Source organism: Octadecabacter algicola (genome assembly GCF_021532625.1).
Lineage (GTDB): Bacteria > Pseudomonadota > Alphaproteobacteria > Rhodobacterales > Rhodobacteraceae > Octadecabacter > Octadecabacter algicola.
Window position 1 is genome coordinate 61,152 of sequence record NZ_JAKGAR010000002.1, and the last position, 25,900, is coordinate 87,051.

Below are 25,900 nucleotides of genomic sequence, written 5' to 3' on the forward strand. Positions count from 1 at the left end.
GAACATATGACCGAGACCAACCGGATGCCAGAGGCTGAAATAGCAGATGCTGTAAAAGGCAATTGGGTGGATACATATGCGCCTGCCCGTGCCCGTCCGTATTTGCGTTTATCTCGTGCGGATCGCCCAATTGGAACATGGCTGTTGTTGTTGCCGTGTTGGTGGGGATTATTGCTGGCGATGCTGCACACGGGGCAGGCTAGTTGGTTTGATCTTTGGATCGCGATTGGCTGTGCAATCGGTTCATTCTTGATGCGTGGGGCGGGCTGCACGTGGAATGACATCACCGACCGCGATATAGATGGATCGGTGGAACGCACCGCTAATCGCCCTATTCCGTCTGGGCAAGTAAGCGTTCGGCAGGCGTTGGTCTGGATGGCACTGCAATCGTTCCTGTCGCTTTTGATCTTGCTGACTTTCAATGGGGTCGCGATTTTCTTAGGATTCCTCGCGATCATTCCCGTGGGGGTCTATCCTTTTGCCAAGCGGTTTACGTGGTGGCCTCAGGCGTTCTTGGGGCTTGCGTTTAATTGGGGTGCGTTGCTGGCGTGGACGGCGCATACGGGATCTCTCGATTGGCCCGCGGTTGTTCTTTATGTTGCAGGCATCGCGTGGACGCTGTTTTACGATACGATTTATGCCCATCAAGACGCAGAAGATGATGCGTTGATCGGGGTGAAGTCCACGGCGCGGCTGTTTGGGGATGCCACATCCAGCTGGTTGCGTTATTTTTGGGCTGCAACGGTTGTTCTTTTGGGGGTGGCCGTGATCCTCGCGGCCATTGGTGGATCAGTTCTTGCGCTGGTGGTCGCCTTGGGTGGCCCTTGGGCGATGGGCTGGCATTTGGCATGGCAGCAACGCACATTCGACGCCGATGACAACGACACACTCTTGCGTTTGTTTCGCTCCAATCGCGATGCGGGGCTCATTCCTTTGCCATTTTTCGCCATAGCGTTGCTGCTGTGATTGAACACTGGGCCACAACCGCCTAAGCAGTACGGCAATTACTTATCAAGGACGCCGTAATGCGCCTCTCTACCCTTCTTGTCCGTCTCGGTGTGTTCCTAGTGGCCGCAATTCTCTGCGGTATTGGTGCGCGCATTATTGTTTCAACCGTCGAAGCACGATCCGTCGAAGCGGTTGAAATGTCGTTTGAAGAACACGGGCATGAATTTGCTACGGTGATTGGGGATGGCCTACAGGTTATCTTGGAAGGCGAAGCCCCATCAGAAGCGATGCGGTTCCGCGCAATTTCGACGGCAGGCGGGATGGTCGATGCGAGCCGCGTCATCGACAACATGACTGTCACCGTGACCGACTCACTGCAGGCGCCAGAATTCTCTTTGGAGATTTTACGCAATGACAGCGGGATCTCCATCATTGGGCTGATCCCAGCAGCCTCTGATCACGAACAGCTTACCGAGACGCTCGCGGGCCTTTCAGGAGAGGACGGTAACTTTGCTGATTTCCTTGAAACGGCTGATTACGACATACCGCTGGATTGGGAAACGTCTGTAGATTTCGCCTTGCGCGCATTGCGTCAATTGCCACGGTCAAAAATATCGGTGCGAGCAGGAAGCGTTGCCGTAGAAGCTATTTCAGACTCGCCGGAACAAAAGGCCCAATTAGAAACTGGACTGCGCAGAACAGCACCTGAGGATCTGTTGATCACGCTTGATATCTCGGCGCCTCGCCCTGTGGTTTCACCCTTTGTAACACGCTTCATTATCGACGACGAAGGCGCGCGATTTGACAGTTGTGTTGCTGACACTGCGGCATCGGAACGCCGGATAGTCGCGGCTGCCCAAGCGGCGGGTGCCGAAGGGCGTTTGGGGTGCACAATTGCACTTGGGTCGCCGACAGTGCGCTGGGCGGATGCGGTTACTATGTCGATTGCGGCACTAGAAGAACTGGGCGGCGGTACGGTTACGTTCTCGGATGCGGATGTTACGTTTGTTGCAAACCCTGGTGCGGTTGAGGGCAACTTTGACCGTATTGCAGGCGAGTTGGAAAATTCGTTGCCAGAAGTGTTTGCGCTTGAGGCGATCTTGCCCGCCGCTCCGAGTGAGATTAGCGAAGGGCCGCCACAATTTATCGCAACCCTGAGCCCTGAAGGTCTGGTTCAGCTGCGAGGACGTGTCTCGGATGATCTGCTGAACTCTACAGCGGAGAATTTCGCCCGCGCCAAGTTCGGCTCGTCCGAAATATCGATGGCAACGCGAGTCGTTGACGGGCTTCCGAACGGTTGGGCCATTCGCGTGTTGGCCGGTGTTGAAGCATTGTCGAAGCTATCAAATGGGTCTGTCACGGTGGAACCTGAATCAGTCGTCGTGCGCGGGAATTCTGGATCGGAAGAAGCCGGCGCTGAGATCACGCGCTTGTTGATCGATAAACTTGGCAGTTCGGAAGAATTTGAAGTCGACGTGACTTATGTTGAGGCCCTCGATCCGATTGCATCTTTGCCGACCGAAGAAGAATGTCTTGCGGGGATTGAGGCTGTAACCCAAGCTCGTAAGATCACGTTTGAACCAAGCTCCGCTACGATCGCTGGGGCCGGTGCGGCGATCTTGGATGACATTGCCGAAGTGCTGCAACGCTGCGCGGATCTGCGGGTAGAAATTGCGGGCTACACCGATAGCCAAGGGTCCGAGGATGGCAATCAACGCCTGAGCCAACAACGAGCCGATGCCGTTCTGGACGGGTTGCGTGTGCGTCGCGTCCCAGTGTCGCGTTTCCGTGCGGTTGGCTATGGTGAGGCCAATCCGATTGCCGACAACGAAACCGCCGAAGGCCGCGAAGCGAACCGCAGAATTGAGTTTTCGCTGATCGTACCCGAGAGCACCGAAGAGCCGACGGCACTTGAACAGATCGAAGCAGAGGCCGAAGAGGCCTCCGAAGAGGGCGCTACAGAATGAACAGAACCGAATTCATCGTCGCAACTGCGATTATCCTATTTGTAGCGTTTTCACTGGGTTGGTTTGCCAGCTGGCTCATCAACCGATTCACGCGGGTGTCCAAAGCCGAAGTGGGGGAGCTGGACCGCATGGCGCAGGCCCTGCACGAAGCTGAGGAAACGCGCGATCAGGCGATCACCTATCTTCAACAGCGAGAGGCCGAGATCACCAACCAACTTAGCCAAACAGAAGCCGAATTGAGGGCTGCGATGGATGGGTTGCGTGATGCACGCCAAGAAGCCGAAGAAATGCGCGCCCACATCGAACGTCATAGCGCCGGTTGATACGAAGCTATTGGAACGACGACGACAGCGGCGACATAAAGTCGTAAATGTCCTGAACTATTTCCGACATTGATGCGGCACCCGCTGCAGGGTCGTTGATGTAATCAACGTCTGTCTCCCAACGTGCGCTCATGAAAATTCGGTCATCCATTGCCAAAACTGGCAACTGGCAGGAATGATTATGGCAATACACGATCAACGGCGCATCGGTGTCATAAGGTGACACCAACTGACAGGCGAAATGCTGCGTCTGGGCTGTTTCAACGCAGACAAATGTATCACCTCGGGTCACTGTTGCATCCGGTTCTTCAAGTCGACGACGATATGCAGTGGCCGATTGGGTCGCGGCCGCCGTCGTGCCCTCGACTGTTCGAACCTTTAGTTCCGTTATGCCTGCGTCGACGGCAGCAGGGTCATATGCGATGGTTGATACTACGGGCATAGGGTTGCCACGCCCGTCTGTCAGGGTCGGCCAAACGGATAAACACTCTGTTTGCTCCTCGAGCAGGAGGCGATCTTCAGCAAAGTTTTCGGCGCGTAACAGTGGCCCTCCTCGATACAGAATGCCGTCGTTGTCTTGCAGTCCAAAGTCTACGAAACGATAAAAGTCGGGGCAGCTTTCGGCGGCCACGACGCTCGCTGTTAAGGCAAAGGTTGTGGCCAGCGCAGTTTGGGTCAGGGATGCTACGCGGGTTTTCATGAAGGTCCGACCAGAGTCTGCAAAATCTCTTTGGCGCTATCGCTCGCCCAATCCGCATCACCAATCAGACGCGCAATTTCATGGCCTTCGGGGTTCAGGATTAAGGTCACAGGAAGGCCGACGACACCAAAGTCACGCGCCAAAGCGCTGTTCGCATCTGTATGTAAAGGCAGATTGTCGACGCCGATATCAGCGAAGAAACGTTCCATAGCAGGACGTTGATTCAGTCCAGTGGCGACGGTGACGACTTCCAGCTCGTCGCCAAATTCATCCTGAAGCTCAGACAAGTGCGGCATTTCCTTGCGGCACGGCGCGCACCATGTCGCCCAGAAATTCAACAGCACGTATTGGCCTTCAAAGGCGGACAAAGCTAAATCCGTTCCGTCTTCGTGAGTGAAAACCACATCAGACCCGCGATCCAAACCAAATTGTAGTTTGAGCATGTCGCCCGTACGCAAGGCCTCAACCTCTGAGAAGTCCTGCGTGGGCAGGGAGGGGGTTTCACCCGTGCGCAAGCCGAAGTATAGCCCAATAGAAACACCTATAACGGCAGAGACGGCGAGAATGGCGGCTTTGTTCATTGGCTTAAGACCCAGTTGGAGACATACCTGATGTCGGATAAATCATCTTCGAATGCAATGTGGGGCGGTCGCTTTGCCGCAGGTCCGGATGCGATCATGGAAGCGATCAACGCGTCTATTGGATTTGATCGTCGAATGGCGAAACAAGACATTGATGGCTCCCGTGCCCATGCGGCCATGTTGGCTGCCCAAGGTATCATTACGGATAGCGATGCGGATGCGATCCGTGAAGGGCTCCTCACGGTGTTGTCAGAGATTGAAAGCGATACATTCCCATGGCGCGTTGAGCTTGAAGACATTCATATGAACGTAGAAGCCCGCCTCAAAGAGATTGTCGGGGAACCCGCTGGGCGTTTGCACACAGGCCGGTCGCGCAATGACCAAGTCGCCGTCGATTTCCGTCTTTGGGTGCGCGATCAGTGCGATGCCGCCGATGGCGCGTTGAAGGCGTTGATCGAGGCGCTGATCGGTCAGGCCGAAGAGGGCGCTGATTGGGTGATGCCCGGTTTCACGCATCTTCAGGTCGCTCAGCCCGTGACATGGGGCCACCACATGATGGCCTACGTTGAGATGTTCGCCCGTGACCGCGCCCGTTTCGCGGACGCCCGCAAGCGGATGAATGAATCGCCTTTGGGCGCCGCCGCGCTTGCTGGCACGTCCTTTCCGCTCGACCGTCAGATGACAGCCGACGCGCTGGGCTTTGATCGCCCTATGGCCAATTCGCTTGATGCCGTCGCTGCACGTGACTTTGCGCTGGAATTCCTCGGCGCGGCGTCCATTTGCGCCATGCACCTGTCCCGTTTGGCCGAAGAACTGGTAATCTGGTCCTCTGCGCAGTTCCGCTTTGTCGCCATGTCTGATCGCTGGTCAACGGGTTCCTCCATCATGCCGCAAAAACGCAACCCTGACGCGGCAGAGCTTTTGCGCGCCAAAATCGGGCGCATCTTTGGGGCGAACGTGGCACTGATGACAATCATGAAGGGCCTTCCGCTGACCTATTCCAAGGACATGCAAGAAGACAAAGAGCAGACGTTTGATGCGGCTGACAGCCTGATGCTTGGCCTTGCGGCGATGACAGGCATGGTGGCTGATATGAAGGGCCGCCCTGATGATTTGCGTGTTGCGGCTGCAATGGGCTTTTCTACGGCGACTGACCTTGCTGACTGGTTGGTTCGCGAGCTTGGCCTGCCGTTCCGCGATGCGCACCACGTCACGGGCACCTTAGTCGCCAAAGCCGAAGAAAAAGGCTGCGATCTGCCGGAACTGACACTTGCGGACATGCAGGCTGTTCATGGCGGCATCTCAGAGGCTATCTTTGATGTACTGGGCGTGGACAATTCCGTGCGCAGCCGTACGTCTTATGGAGGCACAGCGCCCGACAACGTGCGTTCGCAGATTTCCCGCTGGAAGGAAGCATTGTCATGACCCGGCCCATAACAGCTATTCTAACGCTGATCTTTTTGGCGGCGTGCGGTGCCGATGGCCCGCCTGTGCGCCCGACGGCGAATGCTGGCGTGTCGATTGGCCCGAATGGCATTACACCAAACGCAAGCATCGGTGCGACAAACGGCACATTCAATGTCGGGCTTAGCCTTTAGGCTCGTTCAGGGTTGGGCGTGCCGCGTAATCTGCTAGGTCAGACATAACACGATTCTGGAGGGCCTGATGGACCACTTTTTGTATCAAGACGGTCAGTTGATGGCCGAAGACGTTTCTATTGCCGAGATTGCGGCACAGGTCGGTACGCCATTTTACGTTTATTCGGCGGCGACTTTGTTGCGTCACTTTAAGCTTTTTGACGATGCACTCGCTCACTCTGAGCATCTTGTATGCTTTGCCGTGAAATCCCTGTCCAATGTGGCTGTTCTGAAATTGCTGGGTGATGCGGGTGCTGGGATGGATGTTGTATCCATCGGTGAATATCTGCGTGCCAAGGCTGCGGGCGTATCGGGCGATAAGATCGTCTTTTCCGGCATTGGTAAAACGCGTGAAGAAATGCGCATCGCTTTGGAAGGCGGCATTCGCCAGTTCAACGTCGAAAGCGAGCCTGAAATGCAGGCACTTTCTGATGTTGCGGTGTCGTTGGGTGTCCAAGCGCCTATAACGGTTCGCGTGAACCCAGACGTCGACGCAAAGACCCATGCGAAAATTTCGACGGGCAAGAAAGAAGATAAATTCGGCATCCCAATCAGCCGTGCACGCGAAGTTTACGCCATGGCCGCTGAGCTGCCCGGCCTGAAGGTTGTCGGCATCGACGTGCATATCGGCAGCCAGTTGACCGAACTTGAACCGTTCCGCCAAGCCTACCGCAAAGTTGCGGAGCTGACAGAACAGCTGCGCGCCGACGGGCACGAGATTTCCCGCCTTGATCTTGGCGGCGGCCTTGGCATCCCTTATGCGCGCGACAACAACGCGCCACCGCTGCCGATCGAATACGGTGCGATGATTCAAGAAGAAGTCGGCCATCTTGAGTGTGAGATCGAGATCGAACCGGGCCGTTTGATCTCTGGTAATTCGGGGATTTTGGTCACTGAGGTGATCTACGTGAAATCCGGCGAAGAACGCGAATTTCTGATCGTGGATGCCGCGATGAATGATCTGGTTCGTCCTGCGATGTATGACGCCCACCACGATATCGTGCCGGTTATCGAAGCAACGCCAGGACAAGAACAAGCGCCATATGATGTGGTTGGTCCGATTTGCGAAAGCGGTGATACCTTTGCCAAGGGCCGAATGATGCCACAAACCAAGGCTGGTGAACTTGTCGCGTTCCGATCTGCGGGTGCCTATGCCGCTGTAATGGCCAGCGAATACAACTCCCGCCCCATGATTCCTGAGGTTTTGGTCCAAGGGGATCAATTTGCGGTTATCCGCCGACGTCCGACCTTTGAAGACATGATAAACCGCGATAGCATACCTGAGTGGTTGTAACTGATTTGGTGCAGCCTGAGTAACAGGAGAGGTCAGCTGACCACGCACACGCCAATGGGCGGTCCCGCCCCACGGCACCTGAAGGTGCCCGTTGCACTAACGCGTCTCGGCTTGATTGCTGAGCGGGTCACGCAAGCGTTTTGGCCATTCTGGACAGTTCTGTTCATTGCTTTGGCGCCTCTTATTATGGGGTGGCAAGATTTCATGCCGCTCGAAGTGGTCTGGGGTTACGGTGTGGTGGCACTCGTGGCTTTGCTGTGGACCCTTTATCGCGGAATTCGTCGACTGAACTGGCCATCCGAGGCTGAGGCTGTTGCCCGCATCGATGCACGCCTTCCTGGTCGTCCGATCGCGGCGCTGAATGACATTCAGGTTGTTGGTGCAGGTGATGCCGCATCTGAGGCCGTTTGGGCAGCCCATTTGCGGCGAATGGAACAGCGTACTCATGATGCCAAAGCGGTCGAGCCTGATCTGCGTGTGTCAGACAAAGACCCTTATAGCATCCGTTATATTGCTGTGTTGTTTCTGGTGGTCGCGCTGTTGTTCGGATCGATCTGGCGCGTTGGCTCTGTGGCGGAGGCAGGCGTTGGCGGTGAAGTACTTGCCACTGGACCCGTCTGGGAAGGCTGGATCGAACCCCCCGCCTACACGGGCAAACCAACACTCTATCTGGCGGATATCGTCGCCAACCGTGTGCAGGTGCCGCAGGGTTCATTTATTACCATTCGTCTATACGGCGACGTTGGCGATCTAACGGTTTCGGAAACTGTGTCTGGGCGAACAGAGGACCTTGGCGCGGCGACGGACCAGCAGCAGGGGTTTGAGGTTGTCCAAGCAGGGGAGTTGTCAATCGACGGAGAGGGTGGAACATCTTGGCAGATCCTATTGCTAGAAGACGAAGCACCTACCGTTGAACTGACTGGCCCGATTGAGGCAGACGCCCAAGGTGAAATGTCACAACCGTTTTCGGCGTTTGATGATTATGGGGTGCAGTTCGGTACTGCCACGATTGCATTGGATTTGACCGCGCTTGAACGCCGCCACGGTCTGGTCATCGACCCAGACGCACGTGATCCTGTCGTAATCGATCTGCCAATGCCGTTTTCTGGGGACCGCGCCGATTTCGAAGAGTTCCTGATTGACGACTTTAGTGAACACCCGTGGGCAAACTTTCCAGTTACCATGACGTTGCAGGTTGAAGACGCACTTGGCCAGACAGGCAGCACGGACCCAGAGCCGATGATCCTTCCGGGACGGCGGTTCTTTCAACCCATGGCGCGGGCGGTGATCGAGCAACGCCGCGATTTGTTGTGGTCCAAAGGAAACGCGCCGCGTGTTGCTCAAATCTTGCGGGCCGTGTCGAACCGACCGGATGAAATTTTCCCTGATGAAACCACGTATCTGCGTCTGCGCCATATCATTCGACAGTTGGAAAACATGGAAGACGTCGGACTGACGGATGAGGTGCAGGACGAGGTGTCGCTTGCCTTGTGGGAACTTGCTTTGCAGCTTGAAGAAGGGTCTTTGGCGGATGCACGGGCGCGTCTAGAGCGGGCGCAAGAACGTCTTGAAGAGGCCATGCGCAATGGCGCATCTGACGAAGAAATTGCTGAGCTTATGCAAGAGCTGCGTGAAGCGACGAACGACTACATGCAGATGCTGGCCGATCAGATGGAACCGTCTGACAACAACGGCACTGATCAGCCCGATCAGCAGCAAAGCGGAGAGACAATCACTCAAGACGAGATTCAGGCGCTTATGGATCGTATCCAAGAGCTGATGGAAGAAGGCCGCATGGCTGAAGCCCAAGAGCTTATGGAACAGCTTAATCAGTTGATGGAAAACCTTCAGATGGCCGAAGGCGGAGAGGGCGGCGAAGGCGGTCCGCAAACTCCGGGTCAGCAAAGCATGGAAGATCTTGCCGAGACATTGCGCGACCAGCAGGACCTGACGGATGACGCGTTCCGCGATCTGCAAGAACAATTCAATCAAGATCAACAACAGGGCCAGCAGGGCCAGCAGGGTCAGCAACAAGGTGATCAGCAAGGCCAAGAACCCGGCCAGCAGGGCCAAGATGGTCAGAGTGGCCAAAGTGGCGAACGGTCCGGCCAGCAGCAGGGCCAAGGTCAAGGACAGGGCGATAATACTCAGGGCGGACTGACGGACGAGAATGGGTCTGCGGGAAATTCTGACGGAAGCGGCCAAAGTCTTGCAGATCGCCAGCAGGCGCTGCGCGACGGCTTAGACCAACTGCGTGATCGGCTGCCTGGACTAAATGGCGAAGCCGCGGATAACGCGGAACGTTCGCTTGATCGTGCTGAAGGGGCGATGGACGGCGCAGAAGATGCATTGCGAGACGGTGATCTGGCCGAGGCGATTGACCGTCAGGCCGAAGCCATGGACGCGCTGCGGGACGGCATGCGGGAGTTGGGCGAGGCTCTCGCTGAAAATCAGGTAGACGATCTCGAGGAGGGGGAAGGTACACAAACGGGGAATGCCGAAGGCCGCCCCGAGCCGGAACGCCGTGACCCCTTGGGTCGTGAGATGGGCGAAACTGGTCAGTACGGAACTGAAGAAAGCATGCTGCAAGACGACATAAATCGCCGTGCAGAAGAACTGCTGCGTGAATTGCGCGAACGTTCCGCCGATCAGGAACGCCCCCAGTTAGAACTGGATTACCTGCGGCGGTTACTGGATCGGTTCTAATTAGCCATCGGTTGTGGTGACAGGCTCAACCGCTTCGGCAGGGGCGTCAGACGCCCCCTCAACCAGACCCTGAACTTTGCCGTCAAGCCACAGACGCAGCCCGTCGACCCATTCGACATAGGACGTCATGGCAGTTTCGGTCTGCGGGAGCGCAGCGATGATCTGTGGCGCAAAAATGTAAGCTGCCAGCGCCAACAAGGCGAGCACGATCACAAAAATGAAGCCGCGTCTGAAACCGCTTCGTTGCTTGAGTTCTTCTTCAGCGGCGTCGGCGGCAACTACGTGCCCTGAACCGTCATGGCGTAGGGTCGAGTTGATTTCGTCTATGTCGGGCAATAACTCGCTGCGCGGTGTCTCTGCATCATGCGCCATCGTTGCGCCAATAGCTGCGGTTGTTGAGGCAACGTCTGTTTCCCCGCGTAGGCGTGCCAAACGGTCACGCGCCTCGCGGCTACGGCGGTCCTCGTCGGGGTCCTGAGACAAGTCAAGATCAGGCTGTGTTTCGATTGGATCTGCTTCGGCCTGTCGTGCTGCTTGTTCGTAGTCAGCTTCTTCCCGAAGAATATCCGCCACACCTGGATCTATTTCGCGTTGGCGTAATTCGGGTTCGGGGGCCTGTTCTGGCTCTGGTTCAGATATCTGTTCCTGCTCTTGCTCCAGTTTTGGTTCTGGCGCGGGTTCAGGTTCCGGAATGACTTCTGGTTCGGGCTCTGGAACGGGTTCTTGGATGATGTCGGATTCAGGTTCTTGAACGGGTTCTGGCGGTGTGGCCTCAGCCGCGAGTTCGGCCTTTTCGGACGCACCGGGCGTTTCAAACCAAGCGTGCCCACAGTTGGAGCATTGGACGTCGCGCCCAGCTTCCGAGATGACGTCGTCGCCAACTTCATATTGCGCACCGCAATTTGGGCAAATCAGCCGCATCGTCATGTTCCCCTGCCTCAAACGGGCATTCTGCCCGCAACTTTTATGAATCTTACCGCTCTGGACGCAGAAGCGCAAAGGTTTTACGGCAAAGCGCCTGTGCGGCTGATTGCATGTGGCGCTGCTTTCAGCCAAAAACAGGGCAACAAACGGGGGCAGCCGTGATTGAGCTGGACAATGTAGCCTATTCTTATGGCGGAGCGGAGCTTTTCGCGGGCCTTGATCTGACCTTGGCACCAGGGTCGTTCCATTTTTTGACGGGACCGTCTGGCGCGGGAAAGACAACTCTTCTGAAACTGTGTTACGGCGAATTGATCGCGACGGGCGGACAAGTTCGCCTGTTTGGTCAGGATGCACGTGGGTTAGATCGCGATTCAGTTGCGCAAATTCGCCGCCGGATTGGTGTTGTGCATCAAGATTGCCAGTTCTTGGATCACCTGCCCGTTGCTGAAAATATTGCCTTGCCGTTGACTGTCGCTGGGCACGGATCAACCTCGGATGACCTTCGGGATTTGTTGGGTTGGGTCGGGTTATCGAAGCAAGCGGCACAATTGCCACCAGAATTGTCAGGTGGAGAACGGCAACGCGCGGCCCTTGCGCGAGCTGTCATTATGTCTCCCGAAGTGATCTTGGCCGATGAACCGACCGGCAATGTTGACTGGGAAATGTCGCAACGGCTTTTGGGGCTGCTGGTTGAACTGAACAAGATGGGCAAGACGGTACTGATCGCGACCCACGACCTCAGCCTCATTCGGGCCGCTAAGGCACAAGTGTCAGCGCGGGTTTTGCGACTTGCGGATCGTCGTTTGCAATTGGCGGGGGCGAGCCTGTGATGGATATGCTGCGCCGTCTTCTGGAACTCCTTGCGGGTGATCCACAAGCAGATCGCGCTGTGCCGCCAACAGGGTTCACCGCGCGCCTGACGCTGCTTTCTTCGGGGGCTATGGCGTTCTTGGCAGTTTTTGCTTTGGCCTTGTCTCTCGCGACGGGGCGGTTGGCAGATCGGTGGTCTGACGAGCTGGCAAAGACATCGACGCTGCGGATTTCCGCGCCTGCCGATCAAATGCAAGCCCAAACAGACGCGGCCATTGTCGTTTTGGAATCCACACCCGGAGTAGCGCAAGCGCGCGCGTTATCCGCGGATGAACAACGCGAATTGCTGGCCCCATGGTTCGGGCCTGACTTGCCAGTCGAGACCCTGCCTGTTCCCCAGTTGATCGAAGTGATTGAAGACGGCGACGGGTTTGATGCCACCGGATTGCGTGCCCGTCTTCAGGCTGAGGTTCCTGGGGCCATTTTGGATGATCACACAAGATGGCGCGAACCTTTGGTCGAAGCTGCCAATCGGCTCCGGTTGCTTGGGTTCGTTTCGATGCTGTTGATTGCTGGTGCAACGGGCGCGATGATCACGCTTGCGGCAAATGCCGCGCTTGCTGCGAATGCGCAGGTGATCCGCGTGATGCGCCTTGTCGGTGCGCGCGACATCTACATCGCCCGCGCCTTTGTGAGGCGTTTCACCCAACGCGCGTTGATTGGTGCAGCGGTTGGAACACTGGCAGGCACGTTGGCTGTCTTGCTGCTTCCTAGCGCCGATGCTGCGGGCGGCTTTCTCACGGGGCTTGGCTTTCAAGGCGCTCACTGGCTTTGGCCGCTGGTCATCCCAGCACTCGCAGCACTTGTGGCTTTTATTGCCACGCGCCAAGCTGCCCTTCGTACCCTTAAGGAGCAATCATGAGCTACGCGATCCAATGGGTTCGGTCCCTAGTCTTCAACACGTATATGTATTTTATGCTGCTGCCTTGGGGCATTGTGTTTGCCATTCCAGCCGTGTTCTCGCGCCGTGCCGCGATCTATTGCTGCCGATCCTATTGTTGGCACATCACGTGGGCCGCAAGTTGGATGATTGGGCTAAAATGCGAAGTGCGTGGCACGCCTCCGCAGGACGAAGTTTTGATCGCGGCCAAACACCAGTCGTTTCTTGATGTTTTGATGATCTATGGGGATATCCCTGCAGGTCGTTTCATTATGAAAGACATCCTGAAATATGCACCTATCGTCGGCCAGTTCGGCCTGCGCGTTGGTTGCATTCCTGTGAAACGTGGCAAACGAGGGGTCGCCATCAAAAAGATGGTGGCGGATGTGGCGGCAGGGCGCTTGTTTCCCGGTCAGCTGATTATCTACCCACAAGGGACGCGTATCGCGCCGGGGGTAAAAGCGCCCTACAAAGTTGGCACCGGAGTTCTTTACAAAGAACTGCAGCAGGACTGTGTTCCGGTAGCTTGCAACGTCGGGGTGTTCTGGCCGAAACGGGGTGTTCTTCGTAAGCCCGGTACGGCGGTAGTAGAATTCTTGCCACGTATTCCCGTAGGAACCGAATTACCTGAATTTATGAAACAGCTAGAAGAGGTCGTGGAAACGCGGTCTAACGAGCTTATGGCTGAGGCAGGTTTCACGGGTGGTGACGTATGAAAACGATTGATGATATCGCAGCCCTAGAGGCACTTTACGATGCGGCTGTTCCTGCCTCTCTGACTAAAGTCGTTAAGCGCATCACGCCGCACTATGAAAAATGGATCAACGCGGCGCGGTTCTGTGTGCTGACGACGGTTGGACCGGAAGGCTCCGATGGCAGCCCACGAGGTGACGTGGGGCCGGTTGTCCGTATCATTGATGACAAAACGCTTTATTTGCCGGATTGGCGCGGCAACAACCGCATCGACAGCCTGCGCAACATCGTGCGCGACGGGCGCGTTAGCTTGATGTTTATGAATAACGGCTCCGCCAATGTGATCCGTGTGAATGGCACCGCGGTCTTGTCCGATGATCCCGAGGTCACCGGCAGCTTTGAGCAGAACGGAAAACACCCCAAGTCCGTCATCGTGATCACCGTGCAGGAGGCGTATTTTCAATGCGCCAAAGCAATCATGCGGTCCGAACTGTGGACAGGCGAGGCGGCGGAAGGCCTTCCAACCGCTGGGCAACTCATCAAGGAACAGCAGGCCGAATTTGATGCTCAGGGGTATGACGATGGCTATGCGGAATATGCCAAGGGACGAATGTGGTAATGAAACTAGCAGGGTTTCTGGTAGGGGCCGGCGTCGCGGGAATTGGGGTCTATGCGTTCAATGTGCTGACCACCGTCACGGATGATGACTTGCTTAGCACGTACTTGTCCGACCATTGCTTGCCGTACGTGCTGACGGGTGCAACGCCATTTGCGGATATTGGCCGCACACCTGGCGTTTATGATGAGTTAGAGGTTTCCGAAAACTTGGAAAACGCGGGCGCGGCCATTCTTGAAAACAACCGCTTTGTTGCAGAATGGGGCGAAGCCGAAAACCCCAGCGATCCGACCAGCCAATTGCGGGTTTGCACCGTCGAAGTCAGTTATGCTGAAAATTCGGTCGCAGGTTTTGCCGTGGATCAGGACGGTTTCGTGGATCGCTACACAGACGTAATTGCGATCGCTGAACCCTTGGTCCCCGAGGTCGATGCCCTCACGGATGGTCCCAGAACTCTCGGTTGGTATGGCGCTGATCGCGACGCATTTGAGGGGCTGCGCGTGGTAATGATCGCAAGCCCTGGGCGTGTGTCATCGTTCGTGGTTGTCGGGGACGCAAATTAACTCAGCGGGCAGTCAGCCACGTCGACGTTTACAACGATAAACGTTTGTGGCTCGTAATTGATGCCCGCCATGTCCACGTACAATTTTGAACCGTCGACGAAAATCGCGTCACTATCGAGTTCTACAGTCGAGTTTTCCAAGTCTTGCCCTGCGCCGTTGAACAACACGCAGTCGGTCAGGAAGTCGAGAACATAACCATTGAATTCAGCTTCTGGAAACGTTCCGTCGACAGTGTTCGGGTAGGTCACGATGATCTGTTGGTCGCGAATATCGATGATCGCGGGTACGATGTCCCAGCCGTTTTGGGACCCTTCGGGGCCAAGCCCGTATTCGATCGCGTCGGTAACTACGGCAGGGTGGCGTTCGCCAACATAAATCGGCGCTTCGACGTCGTCATAGGCCAGCGCGCCAAACGTCACTGTACGGTCCATCAGCCCACCTGCGGCCGCTGTTTGAGCCGCAAAAATGAGCGCGATGGCCGCGCGGATCACGCAGCGAGGCCCTTGCTGCCCAGATCAAGGTACTTTTGACGGCGCGATTGGCGCAATTCATCAGCGGATTTGTTTTCAAGTTCATCGAGCATGGCTTGGATCGCGGCGCCGACGCCATCAATGGCGATCTTCTTGTGGCGATGCGCCCCGCCTGTTGGCTCACTGACGATACGATCACAGACGCCGAGTTCTTTAAGGTTCTGTGCAGTCAAACGCAGTGCCTCGGCAGCTTCGCGCATCTTTTCGGCATCTTTCCAAAGGATCGACGCGCAGCCCTCTGGTGAGATCACCGAATATACAGAGTGCTGCAACATCGCGACACGGTTGGCCGTTGCAAAGGCAACCGCCCCGCCGGATCCGCCTTCGCCAATAATGACGCTGACCAATGGAACACCAAGTTGCAGGCATTTTTGTGTGGAACGGGCAATCGCTTCGGACTGGCCGCGTTCTTCGGCGCCCTTACCAGGGTAGGCGCCGGGCGTGTCGACCAAAGTCACGACAGGAATGCCGAACCGGTCTGCCATATCCATAAGGCGGATCGCTTTGCGGTAGCCTTCTGGTCGGGCCATCCCGAAGTTGCGCTCGATTCGGGACTTGGTGTCGTTTCCTTTTTCATGGCCGATAACCATCACCGCGCGACCGTCCAGTCGAGCGAGGCCGCCCATCACCGCGTGGTCATCGGCAAAATTGCGATCACCTGCGAGCGGTGTGTATTCAGTAAACAAGGCGTCGATGTAGTCCTTGCAATGGGGGCGATCCGCATGACGCGCGACTTGGCATTTGCGCCACGGCGTTAGGTCCGCATAAAGCGTTTCCATCAGGTCAGCGGCTTTTTTATCAAGGCCTGCGGCCTCTGCCTCGATGTCCATTTCCTCATTTTGGCGGGCCATGGCACGCAGTTCAGCGGCTTTGCCTTCGATTTCGGCAAGCGGCTTTTCAAAGTCGAGGTAGTTGGTCATGCATCATGCTCCTGATATCTTGTGCATGATATAAGGTCGGACGTAGGGGCAATGCAACTCAGCAAGATTTGTGCATCGGGTTATTGTTAGGGATTGAGCATGACCAAGACGCACCCTCATACAGATCGCATCCTTCGTGTTGTTGAATATATCCATGCCCATGCGAGCGAAGATCTATCATTGGATCAGCTTGCCGATGTTGCGGCGTTGTCCCGTTTTCATTGGCATCGGGTCTTTACTGCAATCATGGGCGTATCGCCCGCAGCAATGATTAGATCAGTGAGAATGCACAAGGCAACGATGCTTTTGGTGCGCTCGTCGCAGCCGGTATCGGGGATCGCCAAACAAGTCGGCTATCCCAATGAGCGGAGTTTTGTGCGGGCGTTCAAAGAGGTCTACGACGTCACCCCCGCTGCGTTTCGCAAACGTGGGGTGACTGCACCCATGAAAACCAATCCCAACGGAGAAACCCTAATGTTTGATGTTTCAAATCGCACAATTGATCCAATGACGCTCGCCGCGCTCAGCCACCGTGGCCCGTATTCCGAAGGCAGTGTTGCTTATCAAAAGGTGGCGACGATTATGACGACAGGTGGCCACTGGCCAAACACGCGTGGAATGGCGGGGGTCTATTATGATGATCCCAATGAAGTCGCCCCAGAAAATTTGCGCAGTCATGCCGGCGTAATTTGGGCCGGTGGTGAGGTTCCTGAAGGACTTGAAGCGGTTGATCTTGCTGGGGGCGATTATGCTGTTCTGACCTTTAAGGGACCCTATGCTGGGTTGGGTCAGGCATATGACTACTTATTCGGCGACTGGCTTACGGAGAGTCAGGCAAGGCTGCGCGATTCACCATCATTTGAGGTTTACCTAAATGATCCGACAACGACCGCGCCGGATGATCTGCTGACGGAAATCTTCATGCCGCTTGCTGATTAAATCCCTAAGGCAAATCGCAGTGCTAGTTCCGGCGCTGTAAGAACTGTGGGGTGATCAATTCGCCCCGCAGCGTCTGTCATAGACACTTGCGCGAGAACAACAGCGGTGTGGTCTAACACATGGGCATTTACGCGGTCTGCAATGAACTGCGCAAAACCATCCATGTCACCACTTTCAAACAGCGGCCACGCGTCTGGCATAAGCAATGTGTCGATTTTCGTGTCCGTTTCAGCGGCCTGAATGCTTTCATTGAGGGCGTCTTGGCAGGCTGCCACCGTGCTTTGTAACACAACAGCGAGCAAAACTCGCCCGCCGAGCGTCGCGGCTTTATCCATCATCGGGCGATCAATACGGATCGCGCCTGCGGTTTCGGCGGCGGGGCCAAGGGTCGTGCAGGTGCAAATGGTCGGTCCATCGCCCAGTTCGGCAACAAGGTCTGCTTTGATGGCCTCGGTCACCCCCTTAGCGCGCGCGCGGTCCAAAAGGTCTTCGCGCACGATGTGTGTCAGGGTTACGTCAGGTGCAATCCTATCACGCAACGCATCAAACCGCGTGACATGCACCTGAGCCGTGTGAACAAGCGTAAGGGGTCTTGTCATCGTTGGCCTTTGGTGTTGCTGCGGTTCGGTCTGACTCAGGTAAATCATCGCAAATCGAAAGGGTTAACCAAAGCCATATGGCTGCGGACCCATACCAGAACCATATCAGGACCATACCGGACCCATACTATTGGGTCATGCAAAAATCTTGCAAAGGTTATCGCGTCGGGCTGAATGGCCTATCCTGCTATCATTTCTGATTGTTTTACAATAACTTCCGCCTGTTTGATGCTGGCGATATCGACAAGGCGACCTTTGTAAACAGTCGCGCCTTCGCCTCGTGCTGTTGCTTCTTCCATAGCAGCAAGAATTTCGCGTGCTTCGGCAACGGCGTCTTCGGATGGGGTGAATACCTCGTTGGCGAGCGCGATTTGTTTTGGGTGGATCGCCCATTTACCGACCATGCCCAGTGTTGCGCTGCGGCGTGCTTGGGCGCGGTAACCTTCGTCGTCGCTGAAATCGCCGAACGGACCATCGACAGGCAAAACACCATGGGTGCGGCAGGCCGCGACGATGGCTGTCTGTGCCCAGTGCCATGGGTCAGAGTAATGACGGTTTTCGCCGTGCAGCATGTAGTAGTTTTCCTGCGTGCCGCCGATGCCAGTTGTTTGCATCCCCATCGACGCGGCAAAGTCAGCGGCGCCCAAGGACATCGCCTGCAAGCGTGGTGACGCTGCTGCGATTTCTTCGACGTGGGCGATTCCCGCTGCGGATTCGATGATCACTTCAAAGCTGATCGGCTTGGTGCGGCCTTTTGCGCGCTCAATTGCGGTTACCAGCGCATCGACGGCATAGATGTCGCCCGCGCACCCGACTTTCGGGATCATGATCTGATCTAGTCGGTCGCCCGCTTGTTCCAGAACATCTACAACGTCGCGATACCAATACGGTGTGTCGAGCCCATTGATCCGCACAGACAAGGTCTTGTTGCCCCAGTCGAGTGTATTGATCGCGTCGATCACATTGACGCGGGCGCTATCTTTGTCAGACGGGCTGACTGAATCTTCAAGGTCGAGGTTGATGACGTCAGCCGCAGAGGCCGCCATTTTGGCATGCAGTTTAACGTTGGATCCTGGTCCAAACAGTTGGCAGCGGTTCGGGCGGGCGACGGGGGTGGGTTGCAAACGGAATGACATGGCGGGCCTCTGGCGGTAAAGTAATGATGTTTCGTTTTGTGTTGCTGTAGGGGTAGAATATTGCGCAGCATGCTGCAAGTGCGAATTAGCAACTGCAGAAATTCAAGAAGTGCAAAATTTTCCCGAAATAATTTAAACTTGCGCAATCTTTTCCCATATCGAATGCAATTACGCTGAATTCCGACAGCCCTTCCCGCCCTTAGTCGCCCACATTGTGCAAAACCCCAATGGAGGCTGCTATGATTCCCACACCTTATCTTCTCTTCCTCGGCGATGCGCCGGACCAACTTGCGGCAAAAGTCGCGCAGGGCATTAAAGATTGGCGCCCTGAAAATGCCGTTGGCCAGCTTCGCCTGCCGGGGTGTGGCGCTGATGTAGGGCTTGCAGACACGACATTGCAGCAAGCATGGGATGCTGGCGCGCGGACGCTTGTGATTGGTGTGGCCAACCGTGGTGGGATCATTTCTCAAGCATGGAAAGACGTGTTGATCGAAGCACTGGGCATGGGTTTTGATTTGGCCTCTGGTCTTCACAATCTGTTGCGGGATGAAAACGATCTGGTCGCTGCGGCGCATGTGGCCGGACAAACCCTACATGATGTCCGGATTCCGTCTGTGGCTTATCCGATTGCAAACGGCATCAAGCGCAGTGGCAAACGGTGCCTTGCGATTGGAACGGATTGCTCTGTCGGCAAAATGTACACGGGCCTTGCGATTGATGCAGAGATGCGCAAACGCGATATGAAATCGTCGTTCCGCCCAACAGGGCAGACAGGTATTCTGATAACTGGTGGCGGCGTCCCGTTGGATGCGGTTGTTGCAGATTTCATGGCGGGTGCTGTCGAGTATCTGACGCCGGACAATGACGAAGATCACTGGGATCACATTGAAGGGCAGGGCAGCTTGTATCACGTTTCTTATTCTGGCGTGACAATGGCGCTGATCCACGGCGGACAACCGGATGCTTTGGTTTTGTGTCACGAACCGACCCGCACCCATATGCGCGGCTTGCCGACATATGATCTGCCATCGCTTGAGGACCTGCGCGATACGGCCCTGCCGATCGCACGTGTCGCCAACCCGAACTGCGAAATCGTGGGCATTTCCGTGAACACTCAGCATCTGAGCGAAGAAGAAGCCGCTAAGTATCTCGCAGACGTTGAGGCGCGTATGGGTTTGCCAACTGTCGACCCATTCCGTCATGGCGCTGGGCGGTTGGTTGATGCACTCTGTGCACTATGAAACTGACTGTTACCCAAGATGTCTTTCGATTGGCTGAAGTGTTCACGATCTCTCGGGGATCGCGCACTGAGGCCAAGGTTCTAACCGTTAAAGTTGAACAGGGTGGCCATGTCGGCTGGGGTGAATGTGTGCCCTATGCCCGATACGACGAAACACTTGACACCGTGACCGAGGAAATCGAAGGCCTGCCGTCCGAAGTGTCGCGCGCTGGGTTGTATGATCTTCTAGGGGCCGGGGCGGCGCGAAATGCGGTTGATTGCGCCCTTTGGGATCTGGAGGCGAAAGCCGCGGGAAAACGCGTTTGGGACCTCATCGGGGTGCCAACGCCGAAGCCCTGTATCACAGCGTTCACTTTATCGCTGGATACGCCTGAAAATATGCGTGCGTCCGCGGCCAGGCACGCACATCGTCCGCTCCTGAAGATCAAGCTCGGCACGCCCGATGACATGGCCCGATTAGAAGCCGTTCGCGCAGGTGCGCCGAACGCCGAGATTATCGTGGATGCCAACGAGGGCTGGAGCGCTGAAGTTTACACTGATCTCGCGCCACACCTTTTACGCCTCGGGGTGAGCATGGTCGAACAACCAATGCCTGCAGGACAAGATGATATGTTGGGTGAGATTGCGCGTCCTTTGCCCGTCTGTGCGGACGAGTCCTGTCATGACACCGCGACCTTGGCCGCGCTCAAGGGCAAATACGACATGGTAAACATCAAGCTGGATAAGACAGGTGGCCTGACCGAGGCCCTGCGCCTTAACCAAGCGGCCCGTGCTGAGGGCTATGATGTGATGGTCGGTTGTATGGTGGGGTCATCGCTTGCGATGGCGCCTGCGACGATTGTCGCGCAAGGCGCGGCCGTTGTTGACCTTGACGGGCCGCTTCTATTGGCCGAAGACCGCAACGAACCTTTGATTTTTGATGACGCTGGGGTGCACCCACCCGAAGCCGCACTATGGGGATAACGAGATGAGCCGCACTGTATACCTGAACGGAGAATACCTGCCCGAAGAAGACGCAAAGATCTCGATCTTTGATCGGTCTTTCTTGATGGCAGATGGCGTTTACGAAGTGACGTCCGTTCTGGGCGGCATGTTGATTGATTTTGCAGGCCACGCGAAACGGCTGGAACGGTCGTTGAATGAGCTCGACATGCAAAAGCCAGACGGCTTTGACGACCTGTTGGAAATCCACCGTGAACTCGTGCGCTTGAATGACATCGACGAGGGCATGATCTATTTGCAAGTCAGCCGCGGCAGTGCGGGGGATCGCGATTTCGCGTATCCGTCTGACGATGTGAAGCCGACACTTGTGTTGTTTACCCAGAACAAACCAGGTTTGGCGGACAGCCCAAAAGCCAAAGAAGGTTTTAAGATCATCTCAATCGAAGATTTGCGGTGGGGCCGTCGCGACATCAAGACGACCCAACTGCTTTACCCCTCCATGGGCAAGATGGCCGCGAAGGCGGCAGGTTGCGATGACGCTTGGATGGTTGAGGACGGCGCCGTGACCGAAGGTACGTCCAACAACGCCTACATTGTCAAAGGCGACACGATCATCACCCGTCAGCTAAGCAATGACATCCTTCACGGGATCACCCGTGCTGCTGTGTTGCGGTTCGCCCGCGAAGCCCAGATGAAAGTCGAAGAGCGTACATTCACAATCGCCGAAGCACAGGACGCGGATGAGGCATTTGTGACCTCTGCGTCCACGTTTGTTATGCCAGTGGTTGAAATCGACGGTGCTGCGATTGGCACGGGCACTCCGGGACCGATTGCGGCGCGTCTGCGCGAAATTTACCTCGATGAAAGTCGTAAAGCCGCTCAGTAAGGGTCGGCCTGCTTGCCAGTCGCCCTTATGCGGCGCCATAGTGGCAAAAGGCAAACCATGCCGGAGGGCAATGTGCGCAGATTTTTAGGGTTTCTGGTTTTAGTCTCAGGCGCCGCGGGACTAGGCTATGTTGCGACGACCCAGCAGGCGCCGCGTATGCAGCGAACAATAGCAGCGGATGCGCAGGCTGTAGCTGAAGGTACCCTTCACGGTCTTTCGGCAGATGTGTCGGGCAGGGACGTCCATGTTACAGGGCTCGTGACAGATCCGACAGAATTGGCAGTGCTACAAGCGACCTTTGAAGGGATCGATGGGGTGCGCGATGTCGACATGACGGGTGTTGAAACGCTGCCGTATGTTGATCCGTTTGCTTTGATGGCTGTGAAAGATAGCGAAGGTTCCTTGGAACTAAGCGGCGTTATTTCGTCAGAGGTGGATCGTGCGCAGCTTGGAGCGCTTGCAGCGGACCTTACGCTTGCCGCAGGTGCGCCTGACGCAGATTGGGTTGTTGCTGCAGTGCAGGGAATTTCCGCGCTTGAAGCGCTGAAGTTTGGCGAGATGACTTTGGAAGGCCGCGACATCAGCCTTTCAGGTTTAGCACGGACCCCTGACGTCGTTGCAGGCTTGAGCTCGAATTTGGACGCCTTGCCGAACGGGTACACAGCCAGTCTTGATATTGACGTTGAAGACGACGGCACGCCCATTCGCCTGATGCTGTCCCTGCGTGACGGTGTTGTGTCGGGGGGCGGTAAGTTACCGGCTCAAATGTCGCAAAATGATATTACCGACCGTTTTGAAATCGCTGAACCATTTACGTTAATCGAAGCCGTCATTCCATCCACCCAACCCGACTGGCCTGATGCCACAGGTATCAGCATGGATGCGTTGTCTGAACTGATCGACGGGGAATTGGTGATTGAAGCTCAAGCTGTTTCGCTGGTTGGAACTGGCACGCCTGATGGCGTTACACAGGCGAAAGACCTGCTTGCGACCTTGCCAGCTGGTTATGACGTCACCGCGGATCTGGGGCTTTGGGATGACGGTGTTGCGCTGACGTTGATCATGGAATGGGATGGATCAAGCGCTACGGCGTCGGGCAAGTTTCCTGAAGGGTTTACTGTTCGGGGGCCTACTGGTGTTGCCGTGACCAGTGATGCCGCGTTTAGCTTTCTGGCAGACGGGACTGGTACCTTTACGACCAATGCAGATGCGGGTGTTGCAGCTTTGGGGGTGCTTCAATCGGGACAGCTTGTTGTGTCAGAGATGTCGATCGAATTGTCGGGCGTCGCGACCACACCGCAGGTCAATGTCGTCATGGATGACGTGCTGGCCGTGGTGGGGGGGGATGTGGCGGTTGAACGCAATATTACCTATCTGGATGACGGTTCGCCTGCCGCATGGTCGCTGACATATGATGCCGCAAACGGTGCGCGTGTCGAGGGACGTCTGCCTGATGGAATGGGGGTGCAAGACTTGCAAGACGCCCTAGGGACGGGGGTGACGGGATCGCCGGAAACGGCGCTCGCCGATACCGAAGTAGGCAGCAGCCTTGATGCTTTGGCGGGGGTTGCTGGGTATTTACCTGAATTGGAGGCGCTGACTTTTGCGCGAGATGGGGGCGGGACCGCCCTTGATCTTATCGTTTCCCCCGGCGTTGATTTTGATCTTGTCGCGGGCGATCTGGCCGAAAACCTTCCGCCTGACGTGGCATTCTCTCTCTCGCCTCTCGAAGACTTGCCTGTTGAGGGAACGACTCGCGTGAACGCTGCAACTGGCTTGGATGAAATCTTTAGCCGTGGGTATTGGCTGCCGAACCTTGATTTCACTGCCGACATTGATGGATGTAATACGCAATCTGATGCTTTGCTTAACCGTGCGAAAATTTCGTTCTTATCTGGCTCTGCGCGACTTGATGCGGCATCCATTCGTGCGCTCAATGGTTTGGCTGCGCTTGCCGTTCACTGTTTTGATGCTGATCTGTTGCTCGACATCGGGGGGCATACGGATGCGTCGGGCAACGAGGATGACAACATCGCGCTGAGTGCCGAACGCGCCGAAGCTGTGCGCGCAGCACTGATTGATCGGGGCCTTCCGGCTGCGGATATGTTTGCGACGGGTTTTGGACCGTCCCAGCCTGTTGCCGAGAATGAAACCGCCGAAGGCCGAGCCGCCAACCGCCGCACTACATTGACTTGGGTCGATTCAGAAACCCCTTAACCGCCGATGCAAGGACACGAGATAAATGTTCAAAGACTGGAGTTTCCTACTCGGAGAGATTTGGGTTTTGTTAGCGATTGCCATCGTAATCGGTCTGGTCGGGGGCTGGCTGATATGGGGTGGTCGTGCGGACACTGGCGCTGATGCCGATGAGGTGCGCCGCCTACGGGCCGAAGTTGATCACCTTAGGGCTAAGGAACGCGAAAGTCTTGGCGGACAGTCGGATGACGTTCCCGCCATGGAGGGCGGAGGCTATTCCCGTCCGGTTGCTGTGGCAACACCTCCGTCTGAGCCGATCCCCTTGCCCACGAAGCCGCCAGAGGCAATGACACCTATACGCGCGTTTGCGCCCATTGCTGAGCCTGCGAAGCCGGATGAAACTGCTGGATCAAAACCGGCATCCCTAAGCGAGGCGCGCGACGGGATTCCGGATGATCTGAAGAAGATCAAAGGAGTCGGCGCAAAGATGGAAGCACTCTGCAATCAATTAGGGTTCTGGCACTACGACCAAATCGCCAATTGGACGGCAGATGAAGTCGCTTGGGTCGATGACAACCTTGAGGGGTTCAAGGGGCGGGTCACACGGGACGGGTGGGTGGAGCAGGCTAAGGCCCTTGCGACGAACCAGCCCCCTGCGTTTGTCCGCCGAACGGACTAACGTTACCCCTTTTTGGTTACGTTCTCCTCAAACGCCGCCTTGAACTCTTCTTGTTTGTCGGGCGTCGCGTCGGTCTGATAGTTCGCTTTCCATTCGTCCATCGTCATACCGTAGAACGCTTCGCGGCCTTCATCTTTGGTTATCTCGATGCCACGGTCTGCGGCGGCCTCTTGGTACCATCGGCTCAGGCAGTTTCGGCAGAACCCTGCAAGGTTCATCATGTCGATGTTCTGAACGTCGGTGCGGTCTTCCATCAAATGCTTTTGCAGGCGACGAAAGGCAGCCGCTTCGAGTTCAATCTGGGTCTGGGCGTCGGGCTTGGGCATGTTAGGCCTCCATTCGGGCAAGGGATTGCATCAAAATCGGCGCAAGGCGTTTGCCCCAAGCCACTTGTTGGTCCTCAGTTTCGATGAGGTCACTGCGAATTTCAATGAGCGCATTGGCGCGGCCTGTTTGCAGGGCATGACGATCTACAGAATCCCCGGGAAGGTGGCCCGCGTAGGGTTCGTTGTCGCCAACGCATAAGTCGCCTTGTTCGCCGAGAATGTCCAACAATGGGTCAGACAAGCGATCATCGCCTTCATGCAGAATACCAATGTGCCATGGGCGCGGGCTTCTGCCCTTCAGTTTTGGTGTGAAACTGTGAATTGCAATGATGATCGTGTCGTCCTGCCTCGCCGCTAATTTCGCATAGGCCGTGTGATAGGGCGAGTAGAACGCATCAACGCGACGGGCTTTTTCTACTATATCCGCATCTCGGTTTGTGGGGATAACGGTGCCGTCGTAGAGTTTCATCAACAGCGTTGGGTCATTCAACCCACGGTTTGGATCAATGACCATACGTGAAAAATTCGACAGAACTGCGGGTGCATCTAAAGCGTCCGCTAACGCGCGTGTAACACCCGCGGCTCCTACGTCGTAAGCGATGTGGCGTTGCATATCCGCATCCGGAAGACCCAACGATCCATTACCAACACTGGGGGGCACAACGTTGGATGCATGGTCGCACGTTATCAGCCAGCGGGACGTTCGATCTGCGCCGTGCAGATGAAAAGGGTCAAAAGGTTCAGACGTCATGTTAGTGTTATCCAAGTGTGAGCAGTTGTAGCCTGACGTAGATGCGCTATAAGG

The 25,900-nt window shown here is 56.0% G+C and carries 27 protein-coding genes; 18 read left to right on the forward strand and 9 right to left on the reverse strand.

What is annotated here, in order from left to right; all coding sequences use genetic code 11:
- Nucleotides 1–6: 6 nt before the first annotated feature.
- Genes ubiA through L0666_RS07075 form a run of 3 tightly spaced genes read left to right on the forward strand, consistent with a single transcriptional unit; the run spans nucleotide 7 to nucleotide 3,238 of the window.
- A complete protein-coding gene (gene ubiA, locus L0666_RS07065; RefSeq protein ID WP_235259704.1) occupies nucleotides 7–966 on the forward strand; it encodes a 4-hydroxybenzoate octaprenyltransferase in 960 nt (319 codons plus the stop codon).
- Nucleotides 967–1,025: 59 nt separating this feature from the next.
- Nucleotides 1,026–2,915: an OmpA family protein gene (locus L0666_RS07070; protein ID WP_235259705.1), complete on the forward strand. Its 1,890-nt coding sequence runs from the start codon at nucleotides 1,026–1,028 to the stop codon at nucleotides 2,913–2,915.
- Nucleotides 2,912–3,238: a hypothetical protein gene (locus L0666_RS07075; RefSeq protein WP_235259706.1), complete on the forward strand. Its 327-nt coding sequence runs from the start codon at nucleotides 2,912–2,914 to the stop codon at nucleotides 3,236–3,238. Before L0666_RS07070 ends, L0666_RS07075 begins: the two co-directional genes overlap by 4 nt.
- Before the next feature lie 7 nt (nucleotides 3,239–3,245).
- Here L0666_RS07075 and L0666_RS07080 read toward each other — a convergent pair whose 3' ends face one another.
- Nucleotides 3,246–3,938 carry a hypothetical protein gene (locus L0666_RS07080; protein ID WP_235259707.1) on the reverse strand — a complete coding sequence of 231 codons (693 nt, stop codon included), beginning with the start codon at nucleotides 3,936–3,938 and terminating at the stop codon, nucleotides 3,246–3,248.
- Complete coding sequence (locus tag L0666_RS07085; RefSeq protein ID WP_235259709.1) at nucleotides 3,935–4,519, reverse strand: TlpA family protein disulfide reductase; 585 nt, start codon at nucleotides 4,517–4,519, stop codon at nucleotides 3,935–3,937. The genes L0666_RS07080 and L0666_RS07085 overlap by 4 nt, the downstream gene beginning before the upstream one ends.
- A 30-nt stretch (nucleotides 4,520–4,549) precedes the next feature.
- Here L0666_RS07085 and argH point away from each other — a divergent pair, with 30 nt between their 5' ends.
- From argH to L0666_RS07105, 4 genes are all read left to right on the forward strand, one after another.
- Complete coding sequence (gene argH / locus L0666_RS07090; RefSeq protein WP_235259710.1) at nucleotides 4,550–5,944, forward strand: argininosuccinate lyase; 1,395 nt, start codon at nucleotides 4,550–4,552, stop codon at nucleotides 5,942–5,944.
- Entirely contained in the window at nucleotides 5,941–6,117 is a 177-nt protein-coding gene (locus L0666_RS07095; RefSeq protein WP_235259711.1) for a hypothetical protein, read from the forward strand. The genes argH and L0666_RS07095 overlap by 4 nt, the downstream gene beginning before the upstream one ends.
- A gap of 67 nt (nucleotides 6,118–6,184) precedes the next feature.
- Entirely contained in the window at nucleotides 6,185–7,450 is a 1,266-nt protein-coding gene (lysA, locus tag L0666_RS07100; RefSeq protein WP_235259712.1) for a diaminopimelate decarboxylase, read from the forward strand.
- Nucleotides 7,451–7,504: 54 nt separating this feature from the next.
- Entirely contained in the window at nucleotides 7,505–10,156 is a 2,652-nt protein-coding gene (locus L0666_RS07105; RefSeq protein WP_235259713.1) for a DUF4175 domain-containing protein, read from the forward strand.
- Here L0666_RS07105 and L0666_RS07110 read toward each other — a convergent pair whose 3' ends face one another.
- Nucleotides 10,157–11,083 carry a zinc-ribbon domain-containing protein gene (locus tag L0666_RS07110; protein WP_336246274.1) on the reverse strand — a complete coding sequence of 309 codons (927 nt, stop codon included), beginning with the start codon at nucleotides 11,081–11,083 and terminating at the stop codon, nucleotides 10,157–10,159.
- A gap of 155 nt (nucleotides 11,084–11,238) precedes the next feature.
- Here L0666_RS07110 and L0666_RS07115 point away from each other — a divergent pair, with 155 nt between their 5' ends.
- Genes L0666_RS07115 through L0666_RS07135 form a run of 5 tightly spaced genes read left to right on the forward strand, consistent with a single transcriptional unit; the run spans nucleotide 11,239 to nucleotide 14,702 of the window.
- The gene (locus L0666_RS07115) at nucleotides 11,239–11,910 is read left to right on the forward strand and encodes a cell division ATP-binding protein FtsE (protein ID WP_235259716.1); all 672 of its coding nucleotides are present in this window, start codon (nucleotides 11,239–11,241) and stop codon (nucleotides 11,908–11,910) included.
- Entirely contained in the window at nucleotides 11,910–12,812 is a 903-nt protein-coding gene (locus L0666_RS07120; protein ID WP_235259717.1) for a cell division protein FtsX, read from the forward strand. The genes L0666_RS07115 and L0666_RS07120 overlap by 1 nt, the downstream gene beginning before the upstream one ends.
- Nucleotides 12,809–13,546 carry a lysophospholipid acyltransferase family protein gene (locus L0666_RS07125; RefSeq protein WP_235259718.1) on the forward strand — a complete coding sequence of 246 codons (738 nt, stop codon included), beginning with the start codon at nucleotides 12,809–12,811 and terminating at the stop codon, nucleotides 13,544–13,546. Before L0666_RS07120 ends, L0666_RS07125 begins: the two co-directional genes overlap by 4 nt.
- Nucleotides 13,543–14,142, forward strand: a complete 600-nt coding sequence (locus tag L0666_RS07130) for a pyridoxamine 5'-phosphate oxidase family protein (protein WP_235259719.1) — start codon at nucleotides 13,543–13,545, stop codon at nucleotides 14,140–14,142. Before L0666_RS07125 ends, L0666_RS07130 begins: the two co-directional genes overlap by 4 nt.
- Nucleotides 14,142–14,702, forward strand: a complete 561-nt coding sequence (locus L0666_RS07135; protein ID WP_235259720.1) for a hypothetical protein — start codon at nucleotides 14,142–14,144, stop codon at nucleotides 14,700–14,702. Before L0666_RS07130 ends, L0666_RS07135 begins: the two co-directional genes overlap by 1 nt.
- Here the strand turns inward: L0666_RS07135 and L0666_RS07140 are convergent.
- Nucleotides 14,699–15,193: a hypothetical protein gene (locus L0666_RS07140; protein WP_235259721.1), complete on the reverse strand. Its 495-nt coding sequence runs from the start codon at nucleotides 15,191–15,193 to the stop codon at nucleotides 14,699–14,701. The genes L0666_RS07135 and L0666_RS07140 overlap by 4 nt on opposite strands.
- Complete coding sequence (locus tag L0666_RS07145; RefSeq protein WP_235259723.1) at nucleotides 15,190–16,152, reverse strand: acetyl-CoA carboxylase carboxyltransferase subunit alpha; 963 nt, start codon at nucleotides 16,150–16,152, stop codon at nucleotides 15,190–15,192. The genes L0666_RS07140 and L0666_RS07145 overlap by 4 nt, the downstream gene beginning before the upstream one ends.
- Nucleotides 16,153–16,251: 99 nt before the next feature.
- On the opposite strand from L0666_RS07145, the gene L0666_RS07150 reads away from it, so the two are divergent.
- Complete coding sequence (locus L0666_RS07150) at nucleotides 16,252–17,091, forward strand: AraC family transcriptional regulator (RefSeq protein ID WP_235259725.1); 840 nt, start codon at nucleotides 16,252–16,254, stop codon at nucleotides 17,089–17,091.
- Here L0666_RS07150 and L0666_RS07155 read toward each other — a convergent pair.
- Both L0666_RS07155 and L0666_RS07160 read right to left on the reverse strand, forming a co-directional pair.
- On the reverse strand, nucleotides 17,088–17,690 hold the full coding sequence (locus L0666_RS07155; RefSeq protein WP_235259726.1) for a hypothetical protein: 603 nt from the start codon (nucleotides 17,688–17,690) through the stop codon (nucleotides 17,088–17,090). The genes L0666_RS07150 and L0666_RS07155 overlap by 4 nt on opposite strands.
- Before the next feature lie 179 nt (nucleotides 17,691–17,869).
- Nucleotides 17,870–18,826 carry an L-malyl-CoA/beta-methylmalyl-CoA lyase gene (locus tag L0666_RS07160; protein WP_235259728.1) on the reverse strand — a complete coding sequence of 319 codons (957 nt, stop codon included), beginning with the start codon at nucleotides 18,824–18,826 and terminating at the stop codon, nucleotides 17,870–17,872.
- A 239-nt stretch (nucleotides 18,827–19,065) separates the two neighbouring features.
- Here L0666_RS07160 and dgcN point away from each other — a divergent pair, with 239 nt between their 5' ends.
- The 5 genes from dgcN to L0666_RS07185 all read left to right on the forward strand — a co-directional run bounded on the left by dgcN (nucleotide 19,066) and on the right by L0666_RS07185 (nucleotide 24,769).
- The gene (dgcN, locus tag L0666_RS07165; protein WP_235259729.1) at nucleotides 19,066–20,067 is read left to right on the forward strand and encodes an N-acetyltransferase DgcN; all 1,002 of its coding nucleotides are present in this window, start codon (nucleotides 19,066–19,068) and stop codon (nucleotides 20,065–20,067) included.
- Nucleotides 20,064–21,029 carry an N-acetyl-D-Glu racemase DgcA gene (dgcA, locus tag L0666_RS07170; RefSeq protein WP_235259732.1) on the forward strand — a complete coding sequence of 322 codons (966 nt, stop codon included), beginning with the start codon at nucleotides 20,064–20,066 and terminating at the stop codon, nucleotides 21,027–21,029. Before dgcN ends, dgcA begins: the two co-directional genes overlap by 4 nt.
- 4 nt (nucleotides 21,030–21,033) lie before the next feature.
- Nucleotides 21,034–21,894: a D-amino-acid transaminase gene (locus L0666_RS07175; protein ID WP_235259734.1), complete on the forward strand. Its 861-nt coding sequence runs from the start codon at nucleotides 21,034–21,036 to the stop codon at nucleotides 21,892–21,894.
- Nucleotides 21,895–22,050: 156 nt separating this feature from the next.
- Nucleotides 22,051–24,111, forward strand: a complete 2,061-nt coding sequence (locus L0666_RS07180) for an OmpA family protein (protein ID WP_235259735.1) — start codon at nucleotides 22,051–22,053, stop codon at nucleotides 24,109–24,111.
- A gap of 25 nt (nucleotides 24,112–24,136) precedes the next feature.
- On the forward strand, nucleotides 24,137–24,769 hold the full coding sequence (locus tag L0666_RS07185; protein ID WP_235259737.1) for an NADH-quinone oxidoreductase subunit E: 633 nt from the start codon (nucleotides 24,137–24,139) through the stop codon (nucleotides 24,767–24,769).
- A 2-nt stretch (nucleotides 24,770–24,771) separates the two neighbouring features.
- Here L0666_RS07185 and L0666_RS07190 read toward each other — a convergent pair whose 3' ends face one another.
- Nucleotides 24,772–25,095, reverse strand: coding sequence for a DUF1244 domain-containing protein (locus tag L0666_RS07190; protein ID WP_235259739.1), 324 nt, complete (start codon nucleotides 25,093–25,095; stop codon nucleotides 24,772–24,774).
- Between the two features lies 1 nt (nucleotide 25,096).
- Entirely contained in the window at nucleotides 25,097–25,846 is a 750-nt protein-coding gene (locus tag L0666_RS07195) for an N-formylglutamate amidohydrolase (RefSeq protein ID WP_235259740.1), read from the reverse strand.
- Nucleotides 25,847–25,900: the final 54 nt, after the last annotated feature.

Bases quoted from the DNA above. Each gene is read 5' to 3' on its own strand.
- ubiA (WP_235259704.1), top strand. From the start codon at position 7: ATGACCGAGACCAACCGGATGCCAGAGGCTGAAATAGCAGATGCTGTA.
- L0666_RS07070 (WP_235259705.1), top strand. From the start codon at position 1,026: ATGCGCCTCTCTACCCTTCTTGTCCGTCTCGGTGTGTTCCTAGTGGCC.
- L0666_RS07075 (WP_235259706.1), top strand. From the start codon at position 2,912: ATGAACAGAACCGAATTCATCGTCGCAACTGCGATTATCCTATTTGTA.
- L0666_RS07080 (WP_235259707.1), bottom strand. From the start codon at position 3,938: ATGAAAACCCGCGTAGCATCCCTGACCCAAACTGCGCTGGCCACAACC.
- L0666_RS07085 (WP_235259709.1), bottom strand. From the start codon at position 4,519: ATGAACAAAGCCGCCATTCTCGCCGTCTCTGCCGTTATAGGTGTTTCT.
- argH (WP_235259710.1), top strand. From the start codon at position 4,550: ATGTCGGATAAATCATCTTCGAATGCAATGTGGGGCGGTCGCTTTGCC.
- L0666_RS07095 (WP_235259711.1), top strand. From the start codon at position 5,941: ATGACCCGGCCCATAACAGCTATTCTAACGCTGATCTTTTTGGCGGCG.
- lysA (WP_235259712.1), top strand. From the start codon at position 6,185: ATGGACCACTTTTTGTATCAAGACGGTCAGTTGATGGCCGAAGACGTT.
- L0666_RS07105 (WP_235259713.1), top strand. From the start codon at position 7,505: ATGGGCGGTCCCGCCCCACGGCACCTGAAGGTGCCCGTTGCACTAACG.
- L0666_RS07110 (WP_336246274.1), bottom strand. From the start codon at position 11,083: ATGACGATGCGGCTGATTTGCCCAAATTGCGGTGCGCAATATGAAGTT.
- L0666_RS07120 (WP_235259717.1), top strand. From the start codon at position 11,910: ATGGATATGCTGCGCCGTCTTCTGGAACTCCTTGCGGGTGATCCACAA.
- L0666_RS07125 (WP_235259718.1), top strand. From the start codon at position 12,809: ATGAGCTACGCGATCCAATGGGTTCGGTCCCTAGTCTTCAACACGTAT.
- L0666_RS07130 (WP_235259719.1), top strand. From the start codon at position 13,543: ATGAAAACGATTGATGATATCGCAGCCCTAGAGGCACTTTACGATGCG.
- L0666_RS07135 (WP_235259720.1), top strand. From the start codon at position 14,142: ATGAAACTAGCAGGGTTTCTGGTAGGGGCCGGCGTCGCGGGAATTGGG.
- L0666_RS07145 (WP_235259723.1), bottom strand. From the start codon at position 16,152: ATGACCAACTACCTCGACTTTGAAAAGCCGCTTGCCGAAATCGAAGGC.
- L0666_RS07150 (WP_235259725.1), top strand. From the start codon at position 16,252: ATGACCAAGACGCACCCTCATACAGATCGCATCCTTCGTGTTGTTGAA.
- L0666_RS07155 (WP_235259726.1), bottom strand. From the start codon at position 17,690: ATGACAAGACCCCTTACGCTTGTTCACACGGCTCAGGTGCATGTCACG.
- L0666_RS07160 (WP_235259728.1), bottom strand. From the start codon at position 18,826: ATGTCATTCCGTTTGCAACCCACCCCCGTCGCCCGCCCGAACCGCTGC.
- dgcN (WP_235259729.1), top strand. From the start codon at position 19,066: ATGATTCCCACACCTTATCTTCTCTTCCTCGGCGATGCGCCGGACCAA.
- dgcA (WP_235259732.1), top strand. From the start codon at position 20,064: ATGAAACTGACTGTTACCCAAGATGTCTTTCGATTGGCTGAAGTGTTC.
- L0666_RS07175 (WP_235259734.1), top strand. From the start codon at position 21,034: ATGAGCCGCACTGTATACCTGAACGGAGAATACCTGCCCGAAGAAGAC.
- L0666_RS07180 (WP_235259735.1), top strand. From the start codon at position 22,051: ATGCAGCGAACAATAGCAGCGGATGCGCAGGCTGTAGCTGAAGGTACC.
- L0666_RS07185 (WP_235259737.1), top strand. From the start codon at position 24,137: ATGTTCAAAGACTGGAGTTTCCTACTCGGAGAGATTTGGGTTTTGTTA.
- L0666_RS07190 (WP_235259739.1), bottom strand. From the start codon at position 25,095: ATGCCCAAGCCCGACGCCCAGACCCAGATTGAACTCGAAGCGGCTGCC.
- L0666_RS07195 (WP_235259740.1), bottom strand. From the start codon at position 25,846: ATGACGTCTGAACCTTTTGACCCTTTTCATCTGCACGGCGCAGATCGA.